The organism is Streptomyces sp. AK08-02 (assembly GCF_033795085.1).
GTDB classification, from domain to species: domain Bacteria; phylum Actinomycetota; class Actinomycetes; order Streptomycetales; family Streptomycetaceae; genus Streptomyces; species Streptomyces echiniscabiei.
The window spans coordinates 13,839-35,685 of record NZ_JARAZV010000030.1 but is presented as its reverse complement, the minus strand read 5'-3'; the positions used below and the strand labels follow the sequence as shown (position 1 = coordinate 35,685).

Below are 21,847 nucleotides of genomic sequence, written 5' to 3'. Positions count from 1 at the left end.
AAGAATCTTTGCCGGTGATCGATAGTGGATTAATTACAGTTCGATGATGTATTGACGTGAATGAGGCTTTCATCCGGATTACGATCCCGCCGTGACGAGACCCCCCACCTCCACCCCCATCACCCGCCTCCTCACTCTCACCTTCGGCTGGGCCGCCTCCCGCGGCCTGATGCTGTGGCTGCTGGTTCACGACGGCCTCCCGCTGCTCGGCGGCGGTGGCGTGGCACGTGAAGTGCAGCGGCTGTACTTCCGCTGGTACGGCGTCCTCACCCAGGGCACGTTCCCGGTGGACGACAAGCTGTGGCAGTACCCGCCGGGCGCGGGTCCGGTGCTGCTGTCGCCCGCGCTGCTGCCGACGCTGACGTATTTCGAGGCGTTCGTGCTGCTCACGCTCGCCGCCGACGCGCTGGTCCTGTTCGCCCTCACACGCGCGGGAACACGCCCGGGCCGTTCCCTGCGCGGTGCCGTGTACTGGACGGCGAGCCTGCCTCTCCTCCTCCATGTGCCACTCGCCCGCTACGACGTGCAGGTCACGGCCCTGGCCGTCATCTCTCTGTTGACGTTGTCGCGGTCCCCGCGCGCGTGCGGGGCGTTCGCGGCGCTGGGCGCCCTGGTGAAGGTCTGGCCGGCGCTGGTGCTGCTGGGGACGCCGAAGGGCCGTACGACCCGGTCGGCATGGACCTCGGGGACCGTCACGGCGGCGGCCGCCCTGGCGCTCCTGGCGACGGTCTTCAGCAACCCCTTCTCCTTTCTGCGCCAGCAGGGCGGCCGGGGCGTGCAGATCGAGTCGTTCGGCGGCACCGCGCTCTCCCTCGCCACCCGCGCCGGCTGGCAGGGGCGCGTGCGCTACCAGTACGGCGCGATGGAGTTCGTGGGCCCGTACGTCTCGGCGGTGGCGGCGCTGTCCCTCGCCCTGACCGTCGTGGCGTTCGGGTTCCTGCTGCTGTGGCGGGTGCGGGCCCGGCACTGGACGGAGGCGACGCCGTTCGACGCGGCGCTGACCGCCGTACTCCTCTTCACGGTCACCAGCAGGGTCATCAGCCCGCAGTACATGGTCTGGCTGCTCGGGCTGGCCGCCGTGTGCCTGACCTCGCGGCACACCGGCCAGCGCCCGGTGGCATGGCTGCTGGTGGCGGCCTCGGCGGTCACCGGCCTCGACTATCCCGTCCTGTACGCGGACGTCGCGCACTGCACCTGGACGGGGGTGACGGTGATGGTCGTACGCAACGGTCTGCTCGGCGCCGCGGCGATCCTGTCCTTCGTACGGCTGTGGCGCTCGACCCGTACGGCCGGGGTTCCGCTTCCGTCGCCCGCTTCCGCCCGTTCGCTTCCCGAGCGGGAACCAAGTGCGGCTTAACGGGAGTTAACTGGCAAGGGCCGAGCGAGCACCCGACTCGTCCGACCACAACACCACAAGAGGGGCGGCCGAAATGACCTGGCTGATCACCGGCGGCGCCGGCTACATCGGGGCGCACGTCGTGCGCGCGATGACCGAGGCGGGGACCCCGACCGTGGTGTACGACGACCTGTCCACCGGCATCGCCGAGCGGGTCCCGGACGGCGTCCCGCTGGTGGTCGGCTCGACCCTGGACGGGGAGCGGGTGGCGCGCGCCCTGCGGGACCACGAGGTGACGGGCGTGGTCCATCTGGCGGCGAAGAAGCAGGTGGGCGAGTCGATGGACCGCCCCCTGCACTACTACCGGGAGAACGTGGAGGGGCTGCGCGTCCTGCTGGAGGCGGTCACGGCGGCCCGCGTCCCGTCCTTCGTGTTCTCGTCCTCGGCGGCGGTCTACGGCATGCCGTCCGCCGCCGAGGACGGGGCCCTGGTGGCGGAGGACACGCCGTGCGCACCGATCAGCCCGTACGGGGAGACGAAGCTGGCGGGCGAGTGGCTGGTCCGCGCGACGGGCAGGGCGACAGGCCTGTCGACAGCGAGCCTGCGCTACTTCAACGTGGCGGGCGCTGCGGCCCCGGAACTGGCGGACGTGGGCGTCTCCAACATCGTCCCCATGGTCTTCGAACGCCTGACAGCCCATGAGCCCCCACGCATCTTCGGCGACGACTACCCGACCCCGGACGGCACCTGCGTACGGGACTACATCCACGTCGTGGACCTGGCGGAGGCCCATGTGGCGACCGCCAGGGCGCTGGAGGCGACGCCCGGCCGCGACCTCACCCTCAACATCGGCCGGGGGGAGGGCGTCTCGGTCCGCGAGCTGATCGACCGCGTGAACGAGACGACGGGCCACACCCTGCCCCCCGTCGTGTCCCCGCGCCGCCCGGGCGACCCGGCACGAGTCGTGGCCTCGGCCGACCGCATCGCCGAGGAACTGGGCTGGAAGGCCAGGCACGACGTCCAGGACATGATCACCTCGGCGTGGACGGGCTGGGTCCGGCTGCATCCGGAGGCGGAGGGACCGAGGTAGCGGGGGAAGCGGGGGGGAAGCGGGGGAATCCGCGGTGCTGACGGGCCACGACAGGCCCTGGGGCTACTGGTTGTTCAGATAGGCCAGTACCGCCAGCACCCGGCGGTGGCCGCTGTCGCTCGGGGGCAGGCCCAGCTTCAGGAACACGTTGCCGATGTGCTTGCTGACCGCGCGTTCCGTGACCACCAGCGTCTTGGCGATCGTCGTGTTGTCGTGGCCCTCCGCCATCAGCTTCAGGACCTCACGCTCGCGTGGGGTGAGGGAGTCGAGGGGGGAGTCGCGGCGGCGGGTGAGGAGTTCGGTGACGACCTCGGGATCGAGGGCGGTGCCGCCGTCGGCCACACGCTCCAGCGCGTCGAGGAACTCGTCGACCCTGCCCACCCGGTCCTTGAGAAGGTAGCCGACACCGCTCGCTCCGCCGCCCAGCAGCTCCGCCGCGTACGACTCCTCCACGTACTGGGAGAGGACCAGCACCGGCAGGCCGGGAATCCGCTCCCTCGCCTCCAGCGCCGCCCGCAGACCCTCGTCGCGGAAGCCGGGAGGCATCCGGACGTCCAGCACGGCCGCGTCGGGACGGTGTTCGAGAAGGGCGGGGAGCACCTCGGGACCACTGCTCGCGACGGCCACGACCTCGTGCCCGGCCGACGTCAGGAGGAGGACGAGCCCTTGCCTCAGCAGGGCGTTGTCCTCGGCGATCACTACGCGCATGACGGTCCTGTTCTCGATCCGGTCCAGCTCGCCGGTCAAGCTGCGATCGCGCTCACCATACGCAGGGCAGTTCCACCTCGATCACGGTCGGCCCCCCTACGGGGCTCGACACGTCGACACTGCCGTCCAGCGCGGCCACCCGGCGGCGCATCCCGAGCAGTCCGGTACCGCCCTTCTCGTCGGCGCCGCCCTGTCCGCGGTCACCCACCCGGACCTTCAACCCCCTTGGCACACGGGCGAGTTCGACCCACGCGGTCGGTGAACCGCTGTACTTGGCCGCGTTGGTCAGCGCCTCGGCGATCACGAAATAGGCGGCGGCCTCCACCGCCGCGGGCGCCCGTACGCCGTCCTCGACACCCTCGTCGACCACACCGACCTCCAGGCCGCTGCTCGACGCCAACGCCCGTACGGCGCCGACCAGTCCCCGGTCGGTGAGGATCGGCGGATGGATGCCGCGCACCACGTTGCGCAGCTCGGCCAGCGCCTCCTCGGCCTGGTCCTGGGCGTCCTCCAGCAGCTTGCGGGCGGCGTCCGGGTCACGGTCGTACGCCCGTTTCGCGAGGCCGATCCGCATGGACAGGGAGACCAGACGGGCCTGGGCGCCGTCGTGCAGGTCCCGTTCGATACGCCGGAGTTCGGCGCCGTGCGCGGCGACCGCGTCGGCCCGGGTCGCCTTCAGCTGCTCGACGCGCTCCACCAGCCGCGCCTTGGGCGAGGGCTTGAGCAGCGCGGCCGTCCAGGAGGCGTCGAGGTCGGCGAGCCTGCTGATGAGAGGGAGGACGACCGCCTCGCGGCGCAGCAGTCCGCACCACACACCGTCGACGACGAGACCCACCGGCCAGAGCGGGATCATCAGCAGCGGCAGGGCGCCGTACACGTAGTGGGCGAGCATCCAGGTCAGGTCGGTGCGCGTACCGGGGTCGCGGACCACGATGCGCAGCTTCTCCCTCAGCGTGCCCTCGATGGGCAGATACGCCTCGGGGATCTCCACGCCCGACCACTCGGTCGCCATCCGCCGCTTGGTGCCGGCGATCCGGCGGATGAGCAGGACCGTCTCGGGCAGCAGCCCGGCGCCGACCACCGCGAGCGTGGCTGTGGCCGCAATGAGCAGGACGGTGATGAAGATGTACGAGCCGAAGGCCATGATCGCGACCGCGACCAGCTGGACCGTGGCCCGGGCCGCCTGCCGCAGTGTCTTCCACATGGTCATCAGGCTAGGCGACGGCCGTCCGGCACACGGGAGAGGCCACTCCCGGAAAGCGGTGCAGCCCACTGCACCCCCGATTCGGGAGCACACCCCCTTGCGGCAGGCAGGCAAGCAGGTAGCCATGCAGGCAGCGGACGGGATCGTCGAGCCCGGACGTTCACGGCTCCCCCACGCGTCGCGTCGCCAGGGGCGGAGACTGGGAACTGACGCCGGGACGGGGGCCGGGTCCGGGACAGCCCCGCTACAGCGCCTGCAGCGCCGCCGTGGTCGCCCGGGCCAGTGACGCCAGGTAACCCTTGGGCAGCTTCGGGTTGCGGATCACCACCGAGCGCCAGTAGAGCGGTCCCGAGATCAGGTCGAGGGCCAGTTCGGGGTCGATGCCCGAACGGACCTCCCCCCGCTGCTCGGCCGCCGCCACGATCCCGCTCGCGACGCTTTCCTGCCCCTCCCGCAGCGCCTTCTGCATCGCGTCGGCGATCTCCGGGTTGCGGGCCGCCTCCGCCTGCAGGTCGGGAATGACCTGCGAGGCCACCGGGTGGCGCAGCGCACGGGAGGTCAGCTCGTACAGCATCCGCAGATCGCCCTCCAGCGTGCCGGTGTCCGGCGCCGGGAGCCCCTGCACGGCGATGGCCGAGACCAGGTCCAGCACCAGGTGCAGCTTCGAACGCCAGCGCCGGTACACCGCCGTCTTGCCGACGCCCGCCCGGCGCGCGATGCCCTCGATCGACATCCGGGCGTATCCGACGGCCGCCAGTTCCTCGAACACGGCCGCCCGGATCGCCTCCGTCACGTCCTCGCGCAGTACGGCGGCTCCGGCGGGGGCCCGGCGGCGGGTCCGTGCCGGTGCGGTCCCGGGCTCGTCGGTGTTCGTCGTCATACGGACAAGCATAGGGGCGTGACGACGAAACGGTTGCGTTCCGACGCCGAATCGGAATACGCTCCCGTCACGACGATACGGTCCCGTCCCGACGTAAGAGTATGGCAAGAATCGCGTAAGGAACCCAGAGAAACGGCGGGGGACGCCTGCGACGGGAACCGGTCGCGCACCCCCTTCCCCCCGAGCGAAAGCAGCGGATGTGAGCCAGGCCCTCGACACACCGCCCCAGTCCACGCCACCCCTCTCAGGCGTCACGCAGGCCGGTGACCACCTCACGGCGCTCGCCCTGCGGCACGGCCTCTCGGTCAGCGGCGCCCGTCCCACCCTGCGCACGTACGTCAGCCAGTTGTGGGCACGGCGGCACTTCATCACCGCGTTCGCCACCGCCAAGCTCACCGCCCAGTACAGCCAGGCGAAGCTCGGCCAGATCTGGCAGGTGATGACCCCGCTGCTCAACGCGGCGGTCTACTACTTCATCTTCGGCGTCCTGCTGGGCACCAAGCACGGCGTGCCGGACTACATCCCGTTCCTGGTCACGGGCGTGTTCATCTGGACGTTCACACAGGGCGCGATCATGGCGGGCACCCGCGCGATCGCCGGCAACCTCGGCCTCGTCCGGGCCCTGCACTTCCCGCGTGCGGCCCTGCCGATCTCCTTCTGCATCCAGCAGCTCCAGCAGCTGCTGTTCTCGATGACCGCGCTGATCGTCATCCTGCTCTGCTTCGGCATCCCCGTCACCGCCTCCTGGCTGCTGGTGATCCCCGCCCTGGCACTCCAGTTCGTGTTCAACGCCGGCGTGGCGATGATCATGGCGCGGATGGGCGCGTCGACTCCGGACATCGCCCAGCTGATGCCGTTCATCCTGCGCACCTGGATGTACGTGTCGGGCGTGATGTGGAGCCTCGACAAGCTGGGCAAGAAGGACAACCTGCCGCACGTGGTGGTGGTGATGCTGGAGACCAACCCGGCGGCGATCTACATCGACCTGATGCGCTTCGCCCTGATCGACAGCTACCACTCCAGCCAGCTGCCGGCGCACGTCTGGCCGATCGCGGCCGGCTGGGCGCTGCTCGCGGGCGTCGGCGGATTCATCTACTTCTGGAAGGCTGAGGAGACGTACGGCCGTGGCTGAGAACCCGAACGAGCAGATCCCCACCGTCGTCGCCAACGGCGTCGACATCGTCTACCGGGTCAACGGCACGGGTGCCGGACGCGGTACCGCGACCGCCGCCCTCAACCGCATGATGCGGCGCAAGCAGAGCGAGAAGGCAGCCGGCGTGCGCAAGGTGCACGCCGTCAGGAACGTCTCCTTCGTCGCCTACCGCGGCGAAGCCATCGGCCTGATCGGCACCAACGGCTCCGGCAAGTCCACTCTGCTCAAGGCCGTCGCCGGACTGCTGCCGGTGGAGAACGGCAGCATCTACACGGACGGGCAGCCCTCTCTTCTCGGCGTCAACGCGGCCCTGATGGGCGACCTGACGGGCGAGCGCAACGTCTACCTCGGCGGTCTCGCGATGGGCATGACCCGGGAGCAGATCAAGGAGCGCTACCAGGGCATCGTCGACTTCTCGGGGATCAACGAGAAGGGCGACTTCATCACCCTGCCCATGCGGACCTACTCCTCCGGTATGGGCGCCCGGCTGCGCTTCTCCATCGCCGCCGCCAAGGACCACGACGTACTGCTGATCGACGAGGCGCTGGCCACCGGCGACCGGTCCTTCCAGATGCGCTCCGAGGAACGCATCCGCGAGCTGCGCCAGCACGCCGGCACGGTGTTCCTGGTCAGCCACAACAACAAGTCGATCCGCGACACCTGCGACCGCGTCCTGTGGCTGGAACGCGGCGAACTGCGCATGGACGGCCCGACGGACGACGTGCTGAAGGAATACGAGGCCTTCACGAACCGCCCGGCGGCCAAGCCGGCCCGCGCCGCCTAGTCAGTGGCGGAATACCCAGGTGCGGTAGACGAGGAAGCGGAACGCCGAGGCGAGCACGATCGAGACGCCCTTCACCTCATTCGACTCGACCGGCCCATGCAATCCCAGACCGTGATAACCGATGTAGAACAGCCCGCTTTCCATCGCGATGCCGATCACGCTGAACACGAAGAACAGCACGATCTGCTGCCTGGTACGTGAGGCCCTGTCCCGGTACGTGAAATAGCGGAAACCCAGGTAGTTCGAGCCCATGGCGATGAGACTGGCCAGCACCGTGGCCGTCATCGCCCGCCAACCGAGCCCGTGCAACAGCACGTTGAAGAACAGGAAGTTCACGAGCACGCCGCTGCCGCCGACGGCTCCGAATTTCACCGCTTCGAGGATTACGCGCCGCACCGGCCGGACCGAAACGGACGGCCGCTTCTCGGAGACATTCACACTCACGCCCGCGACTTTATCCGAGGTGTCCGGTCTAGCAGAAAAGGGTAAATTCCCTGTCTGCTTTTCTCTAACAGTTGTCAAGAAAAACGAGGGCGCCCCCGGCCGTCACGGCCGGGGGCGCCCCTTCACGTACCGCCTACGAGTGGGCCCGCAGCAGCGTTCGCATCGTCCGCATCGCGACCGACAGGTTCGCCAGGTCGAAGGCGTCCGAGCTCTGGATCTCGTCCAGGGTGGTGCGCGCCCGGCCCAGGAGCGCGGTGTTCTTCTCCTCCCACGCCTTGAAGCGCTGCTCGGGCGTCGACGAGCCGTTGCCGACCGCGAGGACGTCCGCGGTGAGGGACGCGTGGGCCGCGTACAGGTCCTCGCGGATGGAGGCGCGCGCCATGGACTGCCAGCGGTCGGCACGCGGCAACTCGATGATGCGGTCCATGAGCTGGGTGATGTGGAGACGGTCGGCGAGGTCGTAGTAGACCTCGGCGACGTCCATCGGGTCGCGGCCCATCCGGTCGGCGACCGAGACGATGTCCAGCGTCGGGAAGGCGGACGAGAAGCCCGCGACCCGGGTGGCGAGTTCGTCGGGGACGCCGGCGCCGGTCAGCTCGTCGTGGATCTTCTGGTACCACTCCAGATCCGCGCCGCTCAGCAACCTGGCCAGCTGGGACCATACCTGACCGACCCGCTCGCCGAAGAACTCGATGGTCTCCGTGAGTTGCACCGGCTGCGGCCGGTTGTTGAGCAGCCAGCGGGTGCCGCGCTCCACAAGTCGCCGCGAGTGGAGGCGGATCCGGGTCTGGACGGCGGCCTCGACCGTGTTGTCGAGGGCCTCGACCGCGTCCCACACCGCACTGGAGTTGAAGATCGCGCGAGCCGCGGTCTGCGCCCGCACCACCTCCTCCAGCGAGGCGCCGGTCTCCTCGCGCAGCCGGTGCAGGAAGCTCGTACCGCCCGTGTTGACCGTGTCGTTGACGAGTACGGTCGTGATGATCTCGCGGCGCAGCGCGTGCCCGTCGATCTGCTCGGGGAACTTCTTGCGCAGCGCGCTCGGGAAGTAGGCGTCCAACAGGCGCCGCAGGTAAGGGTCTTCGGGCAGCGAGGTGCGCAGCAGCTCGTCCGAGACCGTGATCTTCGTGTACGCGAGGAGGACGGCCGTCTCCGGACCGGTCAACCCCTGCCCCGCGCTCAGCCGTTCACGGATCTGCCGGTCGGTGGGCAGGAACTCGATGGCCCGGTCCAGATGGCCTTCGCGCACCAGGTGACGCATGAAGCGCTGCTGGGCGTGGAGCATGTCCGGGGACTGGGCGAGGGCGTTGGCGATGGCCGTGTTCTGCGCGTAGTTGTTGCGCAGGACGAGCGTGCCGACCTCGTCGGTCATCTGGGCCAGCAGCTTGTTGCGCTGCTTGACGGTCATGTCGCCTTCCGCGACAAGGGAGTTGAGCAGGATCTTGATGTTCACCTCGTGGTCGGAGGTGTCCACGCCCGCGCTGTTGTCGATGGCGTCGGTGTTGATCTTCCCGCCGACCTGCGCGAACTCGATCCGCCCGAGCTGGGTGAGCCCGAGGTTGCCGCCCTCACCGACGACCCTGACGCGCAGGTCGCCGCCGTCGACCCGGATGGCGTCGTTCGCCTTGTCACCGACGTCGGCGTGCGACTCCGTACTCGACTTGACGTACGTGCCGATGCCGCCGTTCCACAGCAGGTCGACCGGCGCCTGGAGGATCGCCTTCATCAGGTCGGCCGGGGTCATCTTGCCGACCGAGCCCTCGATGCCGAGCGCCTCACGGATGTGCGAGTTGACCGTGACGGCCTTGGCGGAGCGGGGGAAGATACCGCCCCCGGCGGAGATCAACTGACTGTCGTAGTCCGCCCAGCTGGACCTCGGCAGCTCGAACAGCCGCCGCCGCTCGGCGTACGACGTGGCCGCGTCGGGCTTCGGGTCGATGAAGATGTGCCGGTGATCGAAGGCGGCGACGAGCCGGATGTGCTCGGAGAGCAACATCCCGTTGCCGAACACGTCACCGCTCATGTCACCGACGCCCACGACGGTGAAGTCCTCGCTCTGGGTGTCGACGCCCAGCTCACGGAAGTGCCGCTTGACGGACTCCCAGGCACCGCGCGCGGTGATGCCCATGCCCTTGTGGTCGTACCCGGCCGAGCCACCCGACGCGAAGGCGTCCCCGAGCCAGAAGTTGTACGACTGGGCGACCTCGTTGGCGATGTCCGAGAACGTCGCCGTGCCCTTGTCGGCGGCGACGACGAGATAGGTGTCGTCCTCGTCGTGCCGTACGACGTCGGCGGGCGGCACGACCTCGCCGGCCACCAGGTTGTCGGTGATGTCGAGGAGCGCCGAGATGAACGTCTTGTAGCTCCTGACCCCCTCCGCCAGCCACGCGTCCCGGTCCACAGCCGGATCCGGCAGCTGCTTGGCGACGAACCCGCCCTTGGCACCGACCGGCACGATGACGGTGTTCTTCACCATCTGCGCCTTGACCAGTCCGAGGATCTCGGTACGGAAGTCCTCGCGCCGGTCCGACCAGCGCAGCCCGCCGCGCGCGACCTTCCCGAACCGCAGGTGGACGCCCTCCACCTTCGGCGAGTAGACCCAGATCTCGTACGCCGGACGCGGCGCGGGCAGGTCCGGGATGGCCTGCGGGTCGAACTTCATGGAGACGTAGTCGTGCGGCTTGCCGCCCGCGCGCTCCTGGTAGAAGTTCGTCCGCAGGGTCGCCTTGATGACGGTGAGGAACGACCGCAGGATGCGGTCCTCGTCGAGGGAGGCCACCTGGTCGAGGGCCGCGTCCAGCTCCTCCATCAGGGCGTCGGTCAGCTCGACGCCCGCCCGCTGCCGGTCCGGGGACATCCGCGCCTCGAACAGGGACACGAGCAGCCGGGTGGTGTGGACGTTGTTGCGGAGGGTGTCTTCCATGTAGTCCTGGCTGAAGGTGGACCCGGCCTGCCGCAGGTACTTGGCGTACGCCCGCAGCACCAGCGCCTGACGCCAGTCGAGGCCCGCGCTCAGCACCAGCGCGTTGAAGCCGTCGTTCTCGGCCTGACCGGTCCAGGTGGCCGAGAAAGCCTCCTGGAAACGCTCGCGGCCGTCGTCCCCGAGATAATCTCCGCCGCCGCTCAGCGACTTGGGCAGCCGGAGCCCGAAGTCGTAGATCCAGGCGGTGGTCCGGTCCGAGCAGCGCAGCTCGTACGGCCGCTCGTCGATCACCTCGACGCCGAGCCGGTTGAGGACGGGGAGTACGGCGGACAGCGAGACGGACTCGCCGGTGCGGTAGATCTTGAAGCGGCGCTCACCCGGCGCGGCGTTCACCGGCTCGTAGAGGCTCAGCGCGAAGTTCGTGCCGACGCCCAGCTTTTCCAGGTGGACCAGGTCGGCGACGGCGGCACGTGCGGTGTGGTCGGCCTTGTAGCCCTCGGGGAAGGCGTTCCCGTAGCGGCGCAGCAGTTCGGCGGCGCGCTCCTCGCCGCACTCGGCGTTGAGGGCCTCCGCGAAGCCGTCGGCCCAGGAGCGGGCGGCCTCGACGAGCCGCGCCTCGATGCGCTCCTTGTCCTGGTCGGACAGCTGCGGCAGTTCGGTGCCCTGCGGAACCCGGACGACGAAGTGCAGCCGCGACAGGATGGATTCGGTGTTCCAGGCGGTGAAGTCGACGTTGGTGCCGCCGAGTTCCTCCTTCAGGATGTCGATGATCCGCAGCCGTACCCCGGTGGTGTACCGGTCGCGGGGCAGATAGACGAGGGCGGAGTAGTAACGCCCGTACTCGTCCTGACGGAGGTAGAGCCGCAGCCGGCGCCGCTCCTGGAGGTAGAGCACCGAGGTGACGATCGCCCGGAGTTCGTCGGGCGGGGTCTGGAAGATCTCGTCGCGCGGGTAGGTCTCCATGATCTGGAGCAGGTCGCGCCCGTCGTGGCTGTTGGGCCCGAAACCGGCGCCCCGCAGCACCTCGTCGACCTTGCGGCGGACGACGGGCACCCGGCGCACGGACTCGGTGTAGGCGGCGGAGGAGAACAGCCCCAGGAAGCGCCGCTCACCGACGACGTCACCGTTCTCGTCGAACTTCTTGACCCCGACGTAGTCGAGATACGACGGCCGGTGCACCGTGGCGCGACTGTTGGCCTTCGTCAGTACGAGGAGCTTGTGCTCGCGGGCCTTGGCCCGGGCGTCGGCGGGCAGCCGCTCGAAGGACGGGCTGACCGGATGCCCCTCGTCCTCGGAGTGGTGCGGATCGGCCCGCAGGATGCCGAGCCCGGTCCCGGGCACGGCGGCCAGCGAGTCGTCCCCGCGCAGCTCGTACTCGCGGTAGCCGAGGAACGTGAAGTGGTCCTGCGCGAGCCAGCGCAGCAACTCGCGCGCCTCCTCGACGTCCTGGTCGACCAGGTCGTCGGCGGTCGGCTCCTTGGGCAGCTCGTCGGCGATGCGCAGCGCGGCGTCGCGCATCTTGTCCCAGTCCTCGACGGCCTCACGGGTGTCCGAGAGGACCCGCAGCAGGTCGTTGGTGATCTGCTTGAGATCGGCGCGGTCGGTCTCGCGGTCGATCTCGACGTGGATCCACGACTCGACGTGCGCGTCGTGCGGCAGTTCGGCGCTCCCGCCCGCCGCACCACCGGCGACCGGGTCGGGCAGCACCTCGATGAGCCGGCCCGTCAGATCCCGTCGTACGACGAACTGCGGATGGATGACGAGATGGATGCCGCGACTCTGCCGGGACAGTTCGTTGGTGACCGAGTCGACGAGGAAGGGCATGTCATCGGTCACGACCTCGACCACGGAGTGGGTCGACGCCCAGCCGTTCCCCTCGACGGTCGGGGTGTGCACCCGCACGCTCGCGGTGCCCTGCGGACGGGTCGCGCCCAGCCGGTAGTGCGAGAAAGCCGCGCCGAACACGTCGTCGGGTTCGCGGCCGAGGAGGTCCTCCGGGGCGGTGTGCAGGTAGTAGCGCTGGAGAAACGCGAGCACGGTGTCGTGGTCCGGGGTGCCGGGGTCTCCGCCGGGCCTGGTTGCACGTGTCGTCCCGGTCGGTAGGTGCCCCCCGACCGGGCTGTTCTCAGCTACCCGGGCGGCCCTTTCGAGCAGCTCGGCCTTGGCTTCGTCCAGCTTGGTCTGCATTGTCCTCTGACTCCTGTCGCGCGCCGTTGCGTGACGTAGAAGGAAGTACGGTCCCTCCAGCGGTACAACGCCTCGACGCGGGGTCTCCGGTCTGTTCCGACGCTATGCCGCAAGGGGGGAAGAGCGGGGGGTTATCAGCCATTCTCGGCACCCCGACGGAGTGTGACGCTGCTCTCGGCAACGCCGGTCCGTGGGATGCGTACGGCGTCCTGGGAACCCTCGGGGTTCCGTCCCGCCCGCGCCGACCAGCGATCGCCACCCGGGCACGGATGTGGTCCGTGCATTCCGGGCGCAAGGCAGGGACGACTGCGCCCCCGCGACGTATCGCGCTGATCACGCCACCAGGCTATCTCTCATGACGGGGGCCACGTCATACGCCATTTGTGTACAAAAACCGGTCGGCAAGTTTGCCAGTCTGCACAGTGGAGAAAAAGAGGAGCCCTCAATCACCCCGAACGACGACTACGCGGACGCCTACACGGACGACTACGCGGCCAGCCGCTCGGCCTCGGCAACAGCCTCCTCCAGGCTGTCCACCACAGGCACGCCCACCTCTTCGAGGCTGGCCCGGCCATGGGAACCACCGGTGTAGAGCACGGCCAGCGCACCCACGTGCAGGGCGGCGATCGCATCGTCGGCGGCATCCCCGATGACCACCGTGCGCGCGGCCTCGACGCCGGTGAGGGCCCCGAGATGGCGCACCATGTGCTCGGCCTTGCTGCCACCGGAGGGCCCGGTCCGCCCGTCGACCCGGACGAAGTGCGGCTCGATCCCGAATCCCCTGACCAGCGGGACGAGATCGGCATGCCCGTACATGCTGAGAATGGACTGACTGCGCCCCGCCGACTGCCACCCCGCCAACAGATCCCGCGCACCTGCGGCCAGCTCACACGCCACCCGGTGCTCCGCGTAGTACCGGTGGAAGATCTCGTCCATGACAGCCCACTCGGCCTCCGTGGGCAGCCGCCCGAGCAACCGCTCGTAGAACCGCGGCACCGGCACGCAGTACAGCTGCCTGTACTGCGCCAACGTGATCGGCGCCAGCCCCAACTCCGCGAAGGCGGCGTTCGTCGCCCCTATGACGGCATCGGTGTCATGGAACAGGGTCCCGTTCCAGTCCCACACGATGTGCGCCGTTCCGTACTTCCCCATAAGAAGAAAGTACCCGCCACCCCGGACCCCGACCCATCGGGCCGCACTCCCAGCCCGTCCGGCGTTTGAGGACAAGGCCCGTTCAGGGCCGATGGGGGGTCCGAGGGCGCAGCCCCCAGTGGGGGTCCCCCTCTGGGGGAGGGATGGGACAGGTAGGGGCGGCAGGGGCGAAAAACCCTCCAGCCCCTCCCACCTCACCCCAACAACCTCACCAACTCAGGAATCTCCTGCGTGGCATACCAGAGCAGCTCATGATCCTCCGCCCCGTCCACCACGAACCGCGCATCGTCATCCCCCCGATCCGCCGCCCCCAACGCCGCCGCGGCCGCCCCGACATCCCCCTCCGCATCCCCGGCATCGACATGCACAGCCGCAACCTCTCCCAACGACACAGGCCCCCCGACCCGCACCTCACCCAACGCCCCCGGATCAAGCCCCCGGTCGGGGTCGGCGACCGCAGCCCCGTCCGCAACCTCAAGGGCGACGACCACCCGCCGCCGGATCACCCCCGGCTCCATCGCGAGCAACCGCAGCGACGCGAGCGCGGCCCGATTCAGCGCCGAGTACTCCAGTTCCTCGATGTCGTCGGACAGATACCACTCGCGCAACGCGGGCGTGACGGCGTACGCGACGAACCGCCCCGCCCCCAGCTCACCCGTCTTGTACGCCTCGGCCAGGCCGGGGAGGGTCAGAGGGACGTAGACGCGCATGACTGACCGCTTTCGTAGTTCGTAGAAGGCGTTTCCGACGGCCCGGGAAGGCCCTCAGGATACGTCGCGGCGTCCCCTTTCGAGTCCCCGCTCACACCTCTCCAGACGTCAACCGCGCTACTCGAAATTCACCCCATGCACGACCCTCACCAGCCCATTCCCCTCCGAGAACCACCCTGATAAGTGAACCCCGCACCCCCTCACTCCCCACCCCGTCTCTCCTTGCACACGGACGGTCACTCCCCGTACAAGATCCCCACCAGAAAGTTACCGCCCGGTATCCGCTCGGGCCGCAAGAACGGGGACATTCCATGAACAAGGTGATGACAAGGACGGTCCGCCGCACCCCGTCCCACCCGCCGGTACGCAGGGACACCCGCCGCCCCGGCAGCACCCCGCACCGCACCACTCCGGGCGGAGGCACCCCTCGCACTCCCCTCCTCCTGGCCACCACCCCCGCCGAGACCCGCCCGGAACCCCGAGTCCCCGCCCAGGGCCCGCGACAGGGACAGCACCCGGAACAGCACGGGACGCCCACCCACCCGCTGCAGAACCCCGCCCAGCCCCGCCAGGCGGCCTCCCAGCCGCCCCGGGCCCTCCCCCAGCCCCGGCCCACCGACCTTTTCGCCGACCGCCTCCTGGCGGTCCTGAGCGGCGAACGCCCCGTCCACAGCATGCTCCGCCACACCGTCGGCCGCGCCTACGACGAACTGGCCCGGCTCGCGGAGCGCGGCCCCCTGCGCACCCGCGGCACCCGCCCCGTCGTCCGCGACGTCGGCTACTACGAGCCCAGCCAGGGCGCTCTGGAGGCCTTCGCCCGCATCGGCGCGGGCGACCAGCTCCGTGCGATGGCCTTCCGCCTGGAACTGGGCCGGGACTTCCGCTGGCGCTGCACAGCGGTGGAACTGGGCGGCCCCCGAAGGCCGCACACAGCGGACGACTAGACCACGACTGGACCACGCCGGAACCGCCCGGAGCCCGCGGAGCGAGAGCCAGAAAAGCCCGAAAAGCCCCCTCCGCAAACCGAAGGGCCGGCCATCCTCGCAGGATGCCCGGCCCTTCGAACCACTCGTCAGCAACTACGCACAGTCACTGACGCCCTACCACCACGTACCGCCTACCACTCACCGCTTACTTCTTACGCCGCCGCCCGCTCCGCTGCTTGCGCCGCTCTGCGCGGGTGAGCCCGTCCGCCTCGGACCGCACCTCGTCGTCATCGTCCCCGACGAGGTCGCCCTCGACGATGCCGCCCTCGCCGTCCACCGTCGGCGCGGAGAAGTGCAGCCGGTCCGGCCGCTGCGGAGCGTCGAGACCCTTGGCGCGGATCTCGGGCCGGGAACCGGATGTGGCCTGCGCCGGCACCGAGTCCTCGGCGCCCTTGTCCAGGGACGGCCTGGCGTCCGCGACCGGGACCTCCTCGACCTGCTGCTCGACCTGGACCTCCAGGTTGAACAGGTAGCCGACGGACTCCTCCTTGATGCCCTCCATCATGGCGGTGAACATGTCGAAGCCCTCGCGCTGGTACTCGACCAGCGGGTCCTTCTGCGCCATGGCGCGCAGGCCGATGCCCTCCTGGAGGTAGTCCATCTCGTAGAGGTGCTCGCGCCACTTGCGGTCGAGGACCGACAGCACGACCCGGCGCTCCAGCTCACGCATGATCTCGGAGCCGAGCTGCTCCTCCCGCGACGCGTACTGGTCGTGGATGTCGTCCTTGATGGACTCGGAGATGAACTCGGCGGTCAGCCCGGCTCGGTCGCCGGCCGCTTCCTCCAGCTCGTCGACGGTGACCTTCACCGGGTAGAGCTGCTTGAAAGCGCCCCACAGCCGGTCGACGTCCCATTCCTCGGCGAAGCCTTCGGCGGTCTCCGCGGCGATGTACGCGTCGATGGTGTCGTCCATGAAGTGCTGAACCTGCTCGTGCAGGTCCTCGCCCTCCAGGACGCGGCGCCGCTCGCCGTAGATGACTTCGCGCTGCCGGTTGAGGACCTCGTCGTACTTGAGGACGTTCTTGCGGGTCTCGAAGTTCTGCGTCTCGACCTGCGACTGGGCGGAGGCGATGGCACGGGTGACCATCTTGTTCTCGATCGGTACGTCGTCCGGAACGTTCGCCATCGACATGACGCGCTCGACCATCTGGGCCTTGAACAGGCGCATCAGATCGTCACCGAGGGAGAGGTAGAACCGCGACTCACCGGGGTCGCCCTGGCGTCCGGAACGACCGCGCAGCTGGTTGTCGATACGCCGGGACTCGTGCCGCTCGGTGCCGAGGACATAGAGCCCGCCGAGGTCCTTGACCTCCTCGAACTCGGCCTTCACCGCCTTCTCGGCCCGCTCCAGGGCGGCAGGCAGGGCCGCGGCCCACTCCTCGATGTGCTCTTCCGGGTCGAGGCCGCGCTGGCGCAGCTCCGCCTCGGCGAGGTCGTCGGGGTTGCCGCCGAGCTTGATGTCCGTACCACGGCCGGCCATGTTGGTGGCGACCGTGACGGCGCCCTTGCGGCCGGCCTGGGCGACGATGGTCGCCTCCCGGTCGTGCTGCTTGGCGTTCAGCACCTCGTGCTGGATGCCGCGCTTGGAGAGCTGCTGCGAAAGATATTCGGACTTCTCAACAGAGGTCGTACCGACCAGGATCGGCTGACCCTTCTCGTGCTTCTCGGCGATGTCGTCGACGACCGCCTCGAACTTGGCGACCTCGGTGCGGTAGATCAGGTCGGACTGGTCCTTGCGGACCATGTCGCGGTTGGTCGGGATCGGGACGACACCGAGCTTGTAGATCTGGTGGAACTCGGCGGCCTCGGTCATGGCCGTACCGGTCATACCGGAGAGCTTGGAGTAGAGACGGAAGAAGTTCTGCAGGGTGATAGTGGCAAGGGTCTGGTTCTCGTCCTTGATGTCCACCCCTTCCTTCGCCTCGATCGCCTGGTGCATGCCCTCGTTGTAGCGGCGGCCGGCGAGGATACGGCCGGTGTGCTCGTCGACGATCATGACTTCGCCGTCGATGACGACGTAGTCCTTGTCGTTCTTGAAGAGCTCCTTGGCCTTGATGGCGTTGTTCAGGTAGCCCACCAGCGGCGTGTTCACCGACTCGTACAGGTTGTCGATGCCCAGCCAGTCCTCGACCTTGGCGACACCCGACTCGTGAATGGCGACGGTGCGCTTCTTCTCGTCGACGTCGTAGTCGCCGGTCTCCTCGAGACCTTTGAGCTGGTTGCCCGCCTCACCGCGCTTGAGGCGCGTGACCAGCTTGGCGAAGTCGCCGTACCACTTGGTGGCCTGGTCGGCCGGGCCGGAGATGATCAGCGGCGTACGGGCCTCGTCGATGAGGATCGAGTCGACCTCGTCGACGACGGCGAAGTTGTGGCCGCGCTGGACGAGCTCGTCCTGGGACCACGCCATGTTGTCGCGCAGGTAGTCGAAGCCGAACTCGTTGTTCGTGCCGTACGTGATGTCGCAGGCGTACTGCTCGCGCCGCTGGGCGGGCGTCATGTTGGCGAGGATGCAGCCGACGCTCAGGCCCAGGAACTTGTGGACGCGGCCCATCATTTCGGAGTCGCGCTCGGCCAGGTAGTCGTTGACCGTGATGAGGTGAACGCCGTCTCCGGAGAGGGCGTTCAGATACGTGGGCAGCGTGCCGACCAGGGTCTTGCCCTCACCGGTCTTCATCTCGGCGACATAACCGAGGTGCAACGCGGCGCCGCCCATGATCTGGACGTCGTAGTGCCGCTGGCCCAGGGCTCGCTTGGCCGCCTCGCGCACGGTGGCGAAGGCCTCGGGCAACAGGTCGTCCAGACTCTCACCGTCGGCGTACCGCTGCTTGTACTCATCGGTGAGGGCCCGCAGCTCGGCGTCGGAGAGGTCGACGAAGTCCTCTTCGATGGAGTTGACCTGGTCCGCGATGCGGTGCAGCTTGCGCAGGATTTTGCCTTCGCCTGCACGCATGATCTTTGAGAGGACGGACACGGGGGTTGGTCTCCTTGCCGGTCGGGCCGGGACGGTCGGTTTCCACTGTCTTGACTGAGCAACGGCCATCGTATGCGAGGACCCCGCCAAGCCGGGAGGTCTGCCGACGGGACAGCCACAAGGAGAACGGCCGGGAGTCACGGATGGTGCCGCGTCCCACCCATGAATTGCACGAATCGTGATCACGAACTCACGCACGGCAAAGGGGTTGGCACCCTCCTCCCGCCCCGAGCAGAATCGGCCGATGGACCCCGTCACCCTCACCACCGACCGTCTGCTCCTGCGTACGGTCGGCCCCCACGACACGGACGCCGTGTACGCGGCCGTGCAGGACCCAGACATCCAGCGCTGGACGACGATCCCGTCGCCCTACCTCCTCGAACACGCCCAGGGGTTCACCTCCCAGCTGGTGCCCGACGGCTGGGCCAACGGCTCGATGTTCACGTTCGGCGTCTTCCTCCCCGAAGGGGAGGAACTGGTGGGGATGCTCGCCCTGACCACGCGCTCCCTGGGGGTGAGCGAAGTCGGCTTCTGGGCCGACAAGGCCCACCGGGGCAACGGCTACATCACGGAGGCCACGATCACCGCCTCCCGCTGGGCCTTCACCCACATGTCGGTGGACCGCGTGGAGTGGCGCGCGGAAGTAGGCAACACACCGTCCTGGACAGTGGCGGAACGGGCCGGCTTCACCATGGAGGGCACCCTGCGCTCGGCGATCAACAACAAGGGAGTACGCCGGGACTGCTGGGTGGCATCCCTACTCCCCTCCGACCTGGGCCTCCCCTCCTCGGCCCCCTACCTCCCGGCCCCGAACACCCCCAGCCCGCCCGGCGCTTGAGAACAAGGCCCCACCAGCCCCGGCTCCCCTCCCACCCCGGCCCACACCCCCAGCCCGCCCGGCGTTTGAGGACAAGGCCCGTTCACGGCCGCTCCCCTCCCACCCCGGCCCACACCCCCAGCCCGCCCAGCGCTTGAGAACAAGGCCCCACCAGCCCCGGCTCCCCTCCCACCCCGGCCCACACCCCCAGCCCGTCCGGCGTTTGAGGACAAGGCCCGTTCAGGGCCGATGGGGGTCTGGGGGCGCAGCCCCCAGGAACGGGATGGGACGGGTAGGGGCGGCGGGGGCGAACTCCCTCCACCACCCACTGTCAGTCCCACCCCCTATCGTGCGGAAGCATGACGAGCAGCCCGCCCACCCCCACCCCCCACACCACCCTCTCCGCCGACGAAGCCCGCCGCATCGCCCTACGCGCGCAAGGCTTCCTCGGCACCCCCAACCGCAAGGCAGCCGTCCGCGGCATCCTCCGCCACCTCGGCGCGGTCCAGCTCGACACGATCTCCGTACTCGCCCGCTCCCACGAACTCATCCCGTACGCCCGCCTCGGCGCCGTACCGCGCAAGAAGATCGAAGACGCCTACTGGAACCCGGCCCAGGCGAACCCCCACGCCTTCGAGTACTGGTCCCACGCCGCCTGCATCCTCCCCGTGGAGGAGTGGCCCCACTTCGCCTTCCGCCGCCGCGCCTACCGCGCCCGCCCCCAGTGGAACCACGATCTCCCGCCCGGTGTCTACGACCAGGTCATCGACCAACTCCGCAAGCAGGGCCCCCTCACGGCGACGGAGTTGGGCGGCGCGAAGCGCACCAGCGAATGGTGGGACTGGTCAGGCACCAAGGTCGCGGTGGAACGCGCCCTGATGTACGGCGAGGTGGTGTGCGTGGAGCGCCGGGGCTGGAAGCGGGTGTACGACCTGGCCGAGCGCGCCATCCCCAGCACGCTGCTGCACGACGAGCTGGACGACGCCGAATGCCTGCGCCGCCTCGTCGGCCTCGCGGGCCAGTCCCTCGGCGTCGGCACCCGCGCGGACATCGCCGACTACCACCGCCTCAAGGCCGAGCAGGTGGACGCGGTGATCGCGGACTCGGGCCTGGTCCCCGTCACGGTCGAGGGCTGGGGCAAACCGGCCTGGGCCGACCCGACAGCCCTGGAGACACCTGTACGAGGCCGCCACCGGACGACCCTGCTCTCCCCGTTCGACTCCCTGATCTGGGAACGGGCGCGCACGGAACGGATCTTCGGTTTCACCCACCGCCTGGAGGCCTACGTCCCCAAGCCGAAGCGCGTGCACGGCTACTTCGCGATGCCGGTCCTCGCCGGCGGCCACCTCGTCGGAAGAGTGGACCCCGCGCGCGAGGGCAGCACCTTGGTGGCCAGGCAGGTCACCCTGAACGGCCCGAAGGCGGTCCCGGCGGTGGCTCAGGCCCTGCTGGAGGCGGCAAGCTGGGTGAACTGCACGAACGTACGCGTGGAACGAGTGGACGACCCGGACCTACGCGTCCCTCTCACCAGGGAACTGGCCGAGGCCCTCGCATAACCGGTGACCGGGCGCTCTACCGGATTTCGAGGATCTTCTCCCGCATCGCGTAGACCACCGCCTCCATCCTGGAGTGCAGCTGCAGCTTCTCCAGGATGTTGCGCACATGGTTCTTCACGGTGTTCTCGGAGATGAACAACTCCTTGGCGATGTCACGGTTGTTCATACCGGTGGCGACCAGCTTGAGTACTTCCAGCTCGCGATCCGTGAGCCGGGGCGCCGGCACCAGTCGCCGCTCGTCCGTCCGCTGGATCATCGACTTGAATTCGGTGAGGAGTTTCGACGCCATCGAGGGGCTGATCTGCGACTGGCCGTCGGCCACCGCACGAATGGCCGTGGCCACCTCGTCGGTGGAGATCTCCTTGAGGAGATAGCCGGTCGCACCCGCCTTGATCGCCTCGTACAGATCGGCCTCCTCATCGCTGATCGTCAGCATGATGATCTTGGCACTGGGCGCGACCTCCTTGATGGAGGTGCACGCCTCGATCCCACCGCGCTTCGGCATCCGTACGTCCATCAGGACGATGTCGGGCAGCAGGTCGGCCGCCTTGTCGACAGCCTCCGCGCCGTCCCCGGCCTCGCCGACGACCTGGATGTCCTCCTCGGCCGCGAGCACGATCTCCAGTCCACGACGGAAGAGCGCGTGATCGTCCACGACAAGAACCCTGATCGGCTCCTTGCGCGAGGTGCCCGCGTCCGGGCCCATGCCGCTGACGCCGTCGTCGGCATCCTCGACCCGCATCGGTCCGAAGCTGTCCGCCATCGTTCCTCCCCCTGAAGGCTGTGGCCCGTGGTTCTGTGCCATCGCCAACCCAAGGCAACGGCCCATCGGTTGGACCGTTGCGGCCATGATTCCATGCCTGGGCGACAGTGCGGTGACGGAGCGGGCACCGAAGGGGTCGCACACGGGTGCCCCTGGGGGCGCACGCGCGCTCCAGGGGCACCCGCT

At 69.0% G+C, this 21,847-nt stretch carries 16 protein-coding genes; 7 read left to right on the top strand and 9 right to left on the bottom strand.

The genetic code is table 11. The features are described 5' to 3' along the window. Positions 1-91: 91 nt before the first annotated feature. Both PV734_RS42735 and galE read left to right on the top strand, forming a co-directional pair. Positions 92-1,357: a glycosyltransferase 87 family protein gene (locus tag PV734_RS42735; protein WP_415924365.1), complete on the top strand. Its 1,266-nt coding sequence runs from the start codon at positions 92-94 to the stop codon at positions 1,355-1,357. Between the two features lie 73 nt (positions 1,358-1,430). After that, positions 1,431-2,426: a UDP-glucose 4-epimerase GalE gene (gene galE / locus PV734_RS42730; RefSeq protein WP_319092566.1), complete on the top strand. Its 996-nt coding sequence runs from the start codon at positions 1,431-1,433 to the stop codon at positions 2,424-2,426. Positions 2,427-2,489: 63 nt separating this feature from the next. On the opposite strand, the gene PV734_RS42725 is transcribed toward galE, so the two are convergent. The 3 genes from PV734_RS42725 to PV734_RS42715 all read right to left on the bottom strand — a co-directional run bounded on the left by PV734_RS42725 (position 2,490) and on the right by PV734_RS42715 (position 5,230). After that, positions 2,490-3,134 (bottom strand): response regulator transcription factor, encoded by a 645-nt coding sequence (locus tag PV734_RS42725; RefSeq protein ID WP_319092622.1) that lies wholly within the window; start codon positions 3,132-3,134, stop codon positions 2,490-2,492. A 52-nt stretch (positions 3,135-3,186) separates the two neighbouring features. Then, positions 3,187-4,338 carry a sensor histidine kinase gene (locus PV734_RS42720; protein WP_319092568.1) on the bottom strand — a complete coding sequence of 384 codons (1,152 nt, stop codon included), beginning with the start codon at positions 4,336-4,338 and terminating at the stop codon, positions 3,187-3,189. Between the two features lie 244 nt (positions 4,339-4,582). Beyond that, positions 4,583-5,230: a TetR/AcrR family transcriptional regulator gene (locus PV734_RS42715; RefSeq protein ID WP_319092569.1), complete on the bottom strand. Its 648-nt coding sequence runs from the start codon at positions 5,228-5,230 to the stop codon at positions 4,583-4,585. A gap of 187 nt (positions 5,231-5,417) precedes the next feature. Here PV734_RS42715 and PV734_RS42710 point away from each other — a divergent pair, with 187 nt between their 5' ends. Together PV734_RS42710 and PV734_RS42705 are read left to right on the top strand one after the other, a co-directional pair. Then, the gene (locus PV734_RS42710; RefSeq protein ID WP_319294739.1) at positions 5,418-6,350 is read left to right on the top strand and encodes an ABC transporter permease; all 933 of its coding nucleotides are present in this window, start codon (positions 5,418-5,420) and stop codon (positions 6,348-6,350) included. After that, entirely contained in the window at positions 6,343-7,155 is an 813-nt protein-coding gene (locus PV734_RS42705; protein WP_319092571.1) for an ABC transporter ATP-binding protein, read from the top strand. Before PV734_RS42710 ends, PV734_RS42705 begins: the two co-directional genes overlap by 8 nt. On the opposite strand, the gene PV734_RS42700 is transcribed toward PV734_RS42705, so the two are convergent. From PV734_RS42700 to PV734_RS42685, 4 genes are all read right to left on the bottom strand, one after another. Further along, a complete protein-coding gene (locus PV734_RS42700) occupies positions 7,156-7,599 on the bottom strand; it encodes a GtrA family protein (protein WP_319092572.1) in 444 nt (147 codons plus the stop codon). Positions 7,600-7,732: 133 nt separating this feature from the next. Continuing rightward, positions 7,733-12,706, bottom strand: coding sequence for an NAD-glutamate dehydrogenase (locus tag PV734_RS42695; protein WP_319092573.1), 4,974 nt, complete (start codon positions 12,704-12,706; stop codon positions 7,733-7,735). 486 nt (positions 12,707-13,192) lie between these two features. Next, positions 13,193-13,858, bottom strand: coding sequence for an HAD family hydrolase (locus tag PV734_RS42690; protein ID WP_319092574.1), 666 nt, complete (start codon positions 13,856-13,858; stop codon positions 13,193-13,195). Between the two features lie 194 nt (positions 13,859-14,052). Then, complete coding sequence (locus tag PV734_RS42685) at positions 14,053-14,568, bottom strand: DUF6912 family protein (protein WP_319092575.1); 516 nt, start codon at positions 14,566-14,568, stop codon at positions 14,053-14,055. 311 nt (positions 14,569-14,879) lie between these two features. On the opposite strand from PV734_RS42685, the gene PV734_RS42680 reads away from it, so the two are divergent. Continuing rightward, complete coding sequence (locus tag PV734_RS42680; protein WP_319092576.1) at positions 14,880-15,512, top strand: Rv3235 family protein; 633 nt, start codon at positions 14,880-14,882, stop codon at positions 15,510-15,512. Positions 15,513-15,699: 187 nt separating this feature from the next. On the opposite strand, the gene secA is transcribed toward PV734_RS42680, so the two are convergent. Continuing rightward, the gene (gene secA / locus PV734_RS42675) at positions 15,700-18,525 is read right to left on the bottom strand and encodes a preprotein translocase subunit SecA (protein ID WP_319092577.1); all 2,826 of its coding nucleotides are present in this window, start codon (positions 18,523-18,525) and stop codon (positions 15,700-15,702) included. A 244-nt stretch (positions 18,526-18,769) separates the two neighbouring features. Here secA and PV734_RS42670 point away from each other — a divergent pair, with 244 nt between their 5' ends. Together PV734_RS42670 and PV734_RS42665 are read left to right on the top strand one after the other, a co-directional pair. After that, entirely contained in the window at positions 18,770-19,363 is a 594-nt protein-coding gene (locus tag PV734_RS42670) for a GNAT family N-acetyltransferase (protein WP_319092578.1), read from the top strand. 338 nt (positions 19,364-19,701) lie between these two features. Then, the gene (locus PV734_RS42665; protein ID WP_319092579.1) at positions 19,702-20,898 is read left to right on the top strand and encodes a winged helix-turn-helix domain-containing protein; all 1,197 of its coding nucleotides are present in this window, start codon (positions 19,702-19,704) and stop codon (positions 20,896-20,898) included. A gap of 16 nt (positions 20,899-20,914) precedes the next feature. Here PV734_RS42665 and PV734_RS42660 read toward each other — a convergent pair whose 3' ends face one another. Continuing rightward, a complete protein-coding gene (locus tag PV734_RS42660) occupies positions 20,915-21,661 on the bottom strand; it encodes a response regulator transcription factor (protein WP_319092580.1) in 747 nt (248 codons plus the stop codon). Between the last annotated feature and the right edge of the window lie 186 nt (positions 21,662-21,847).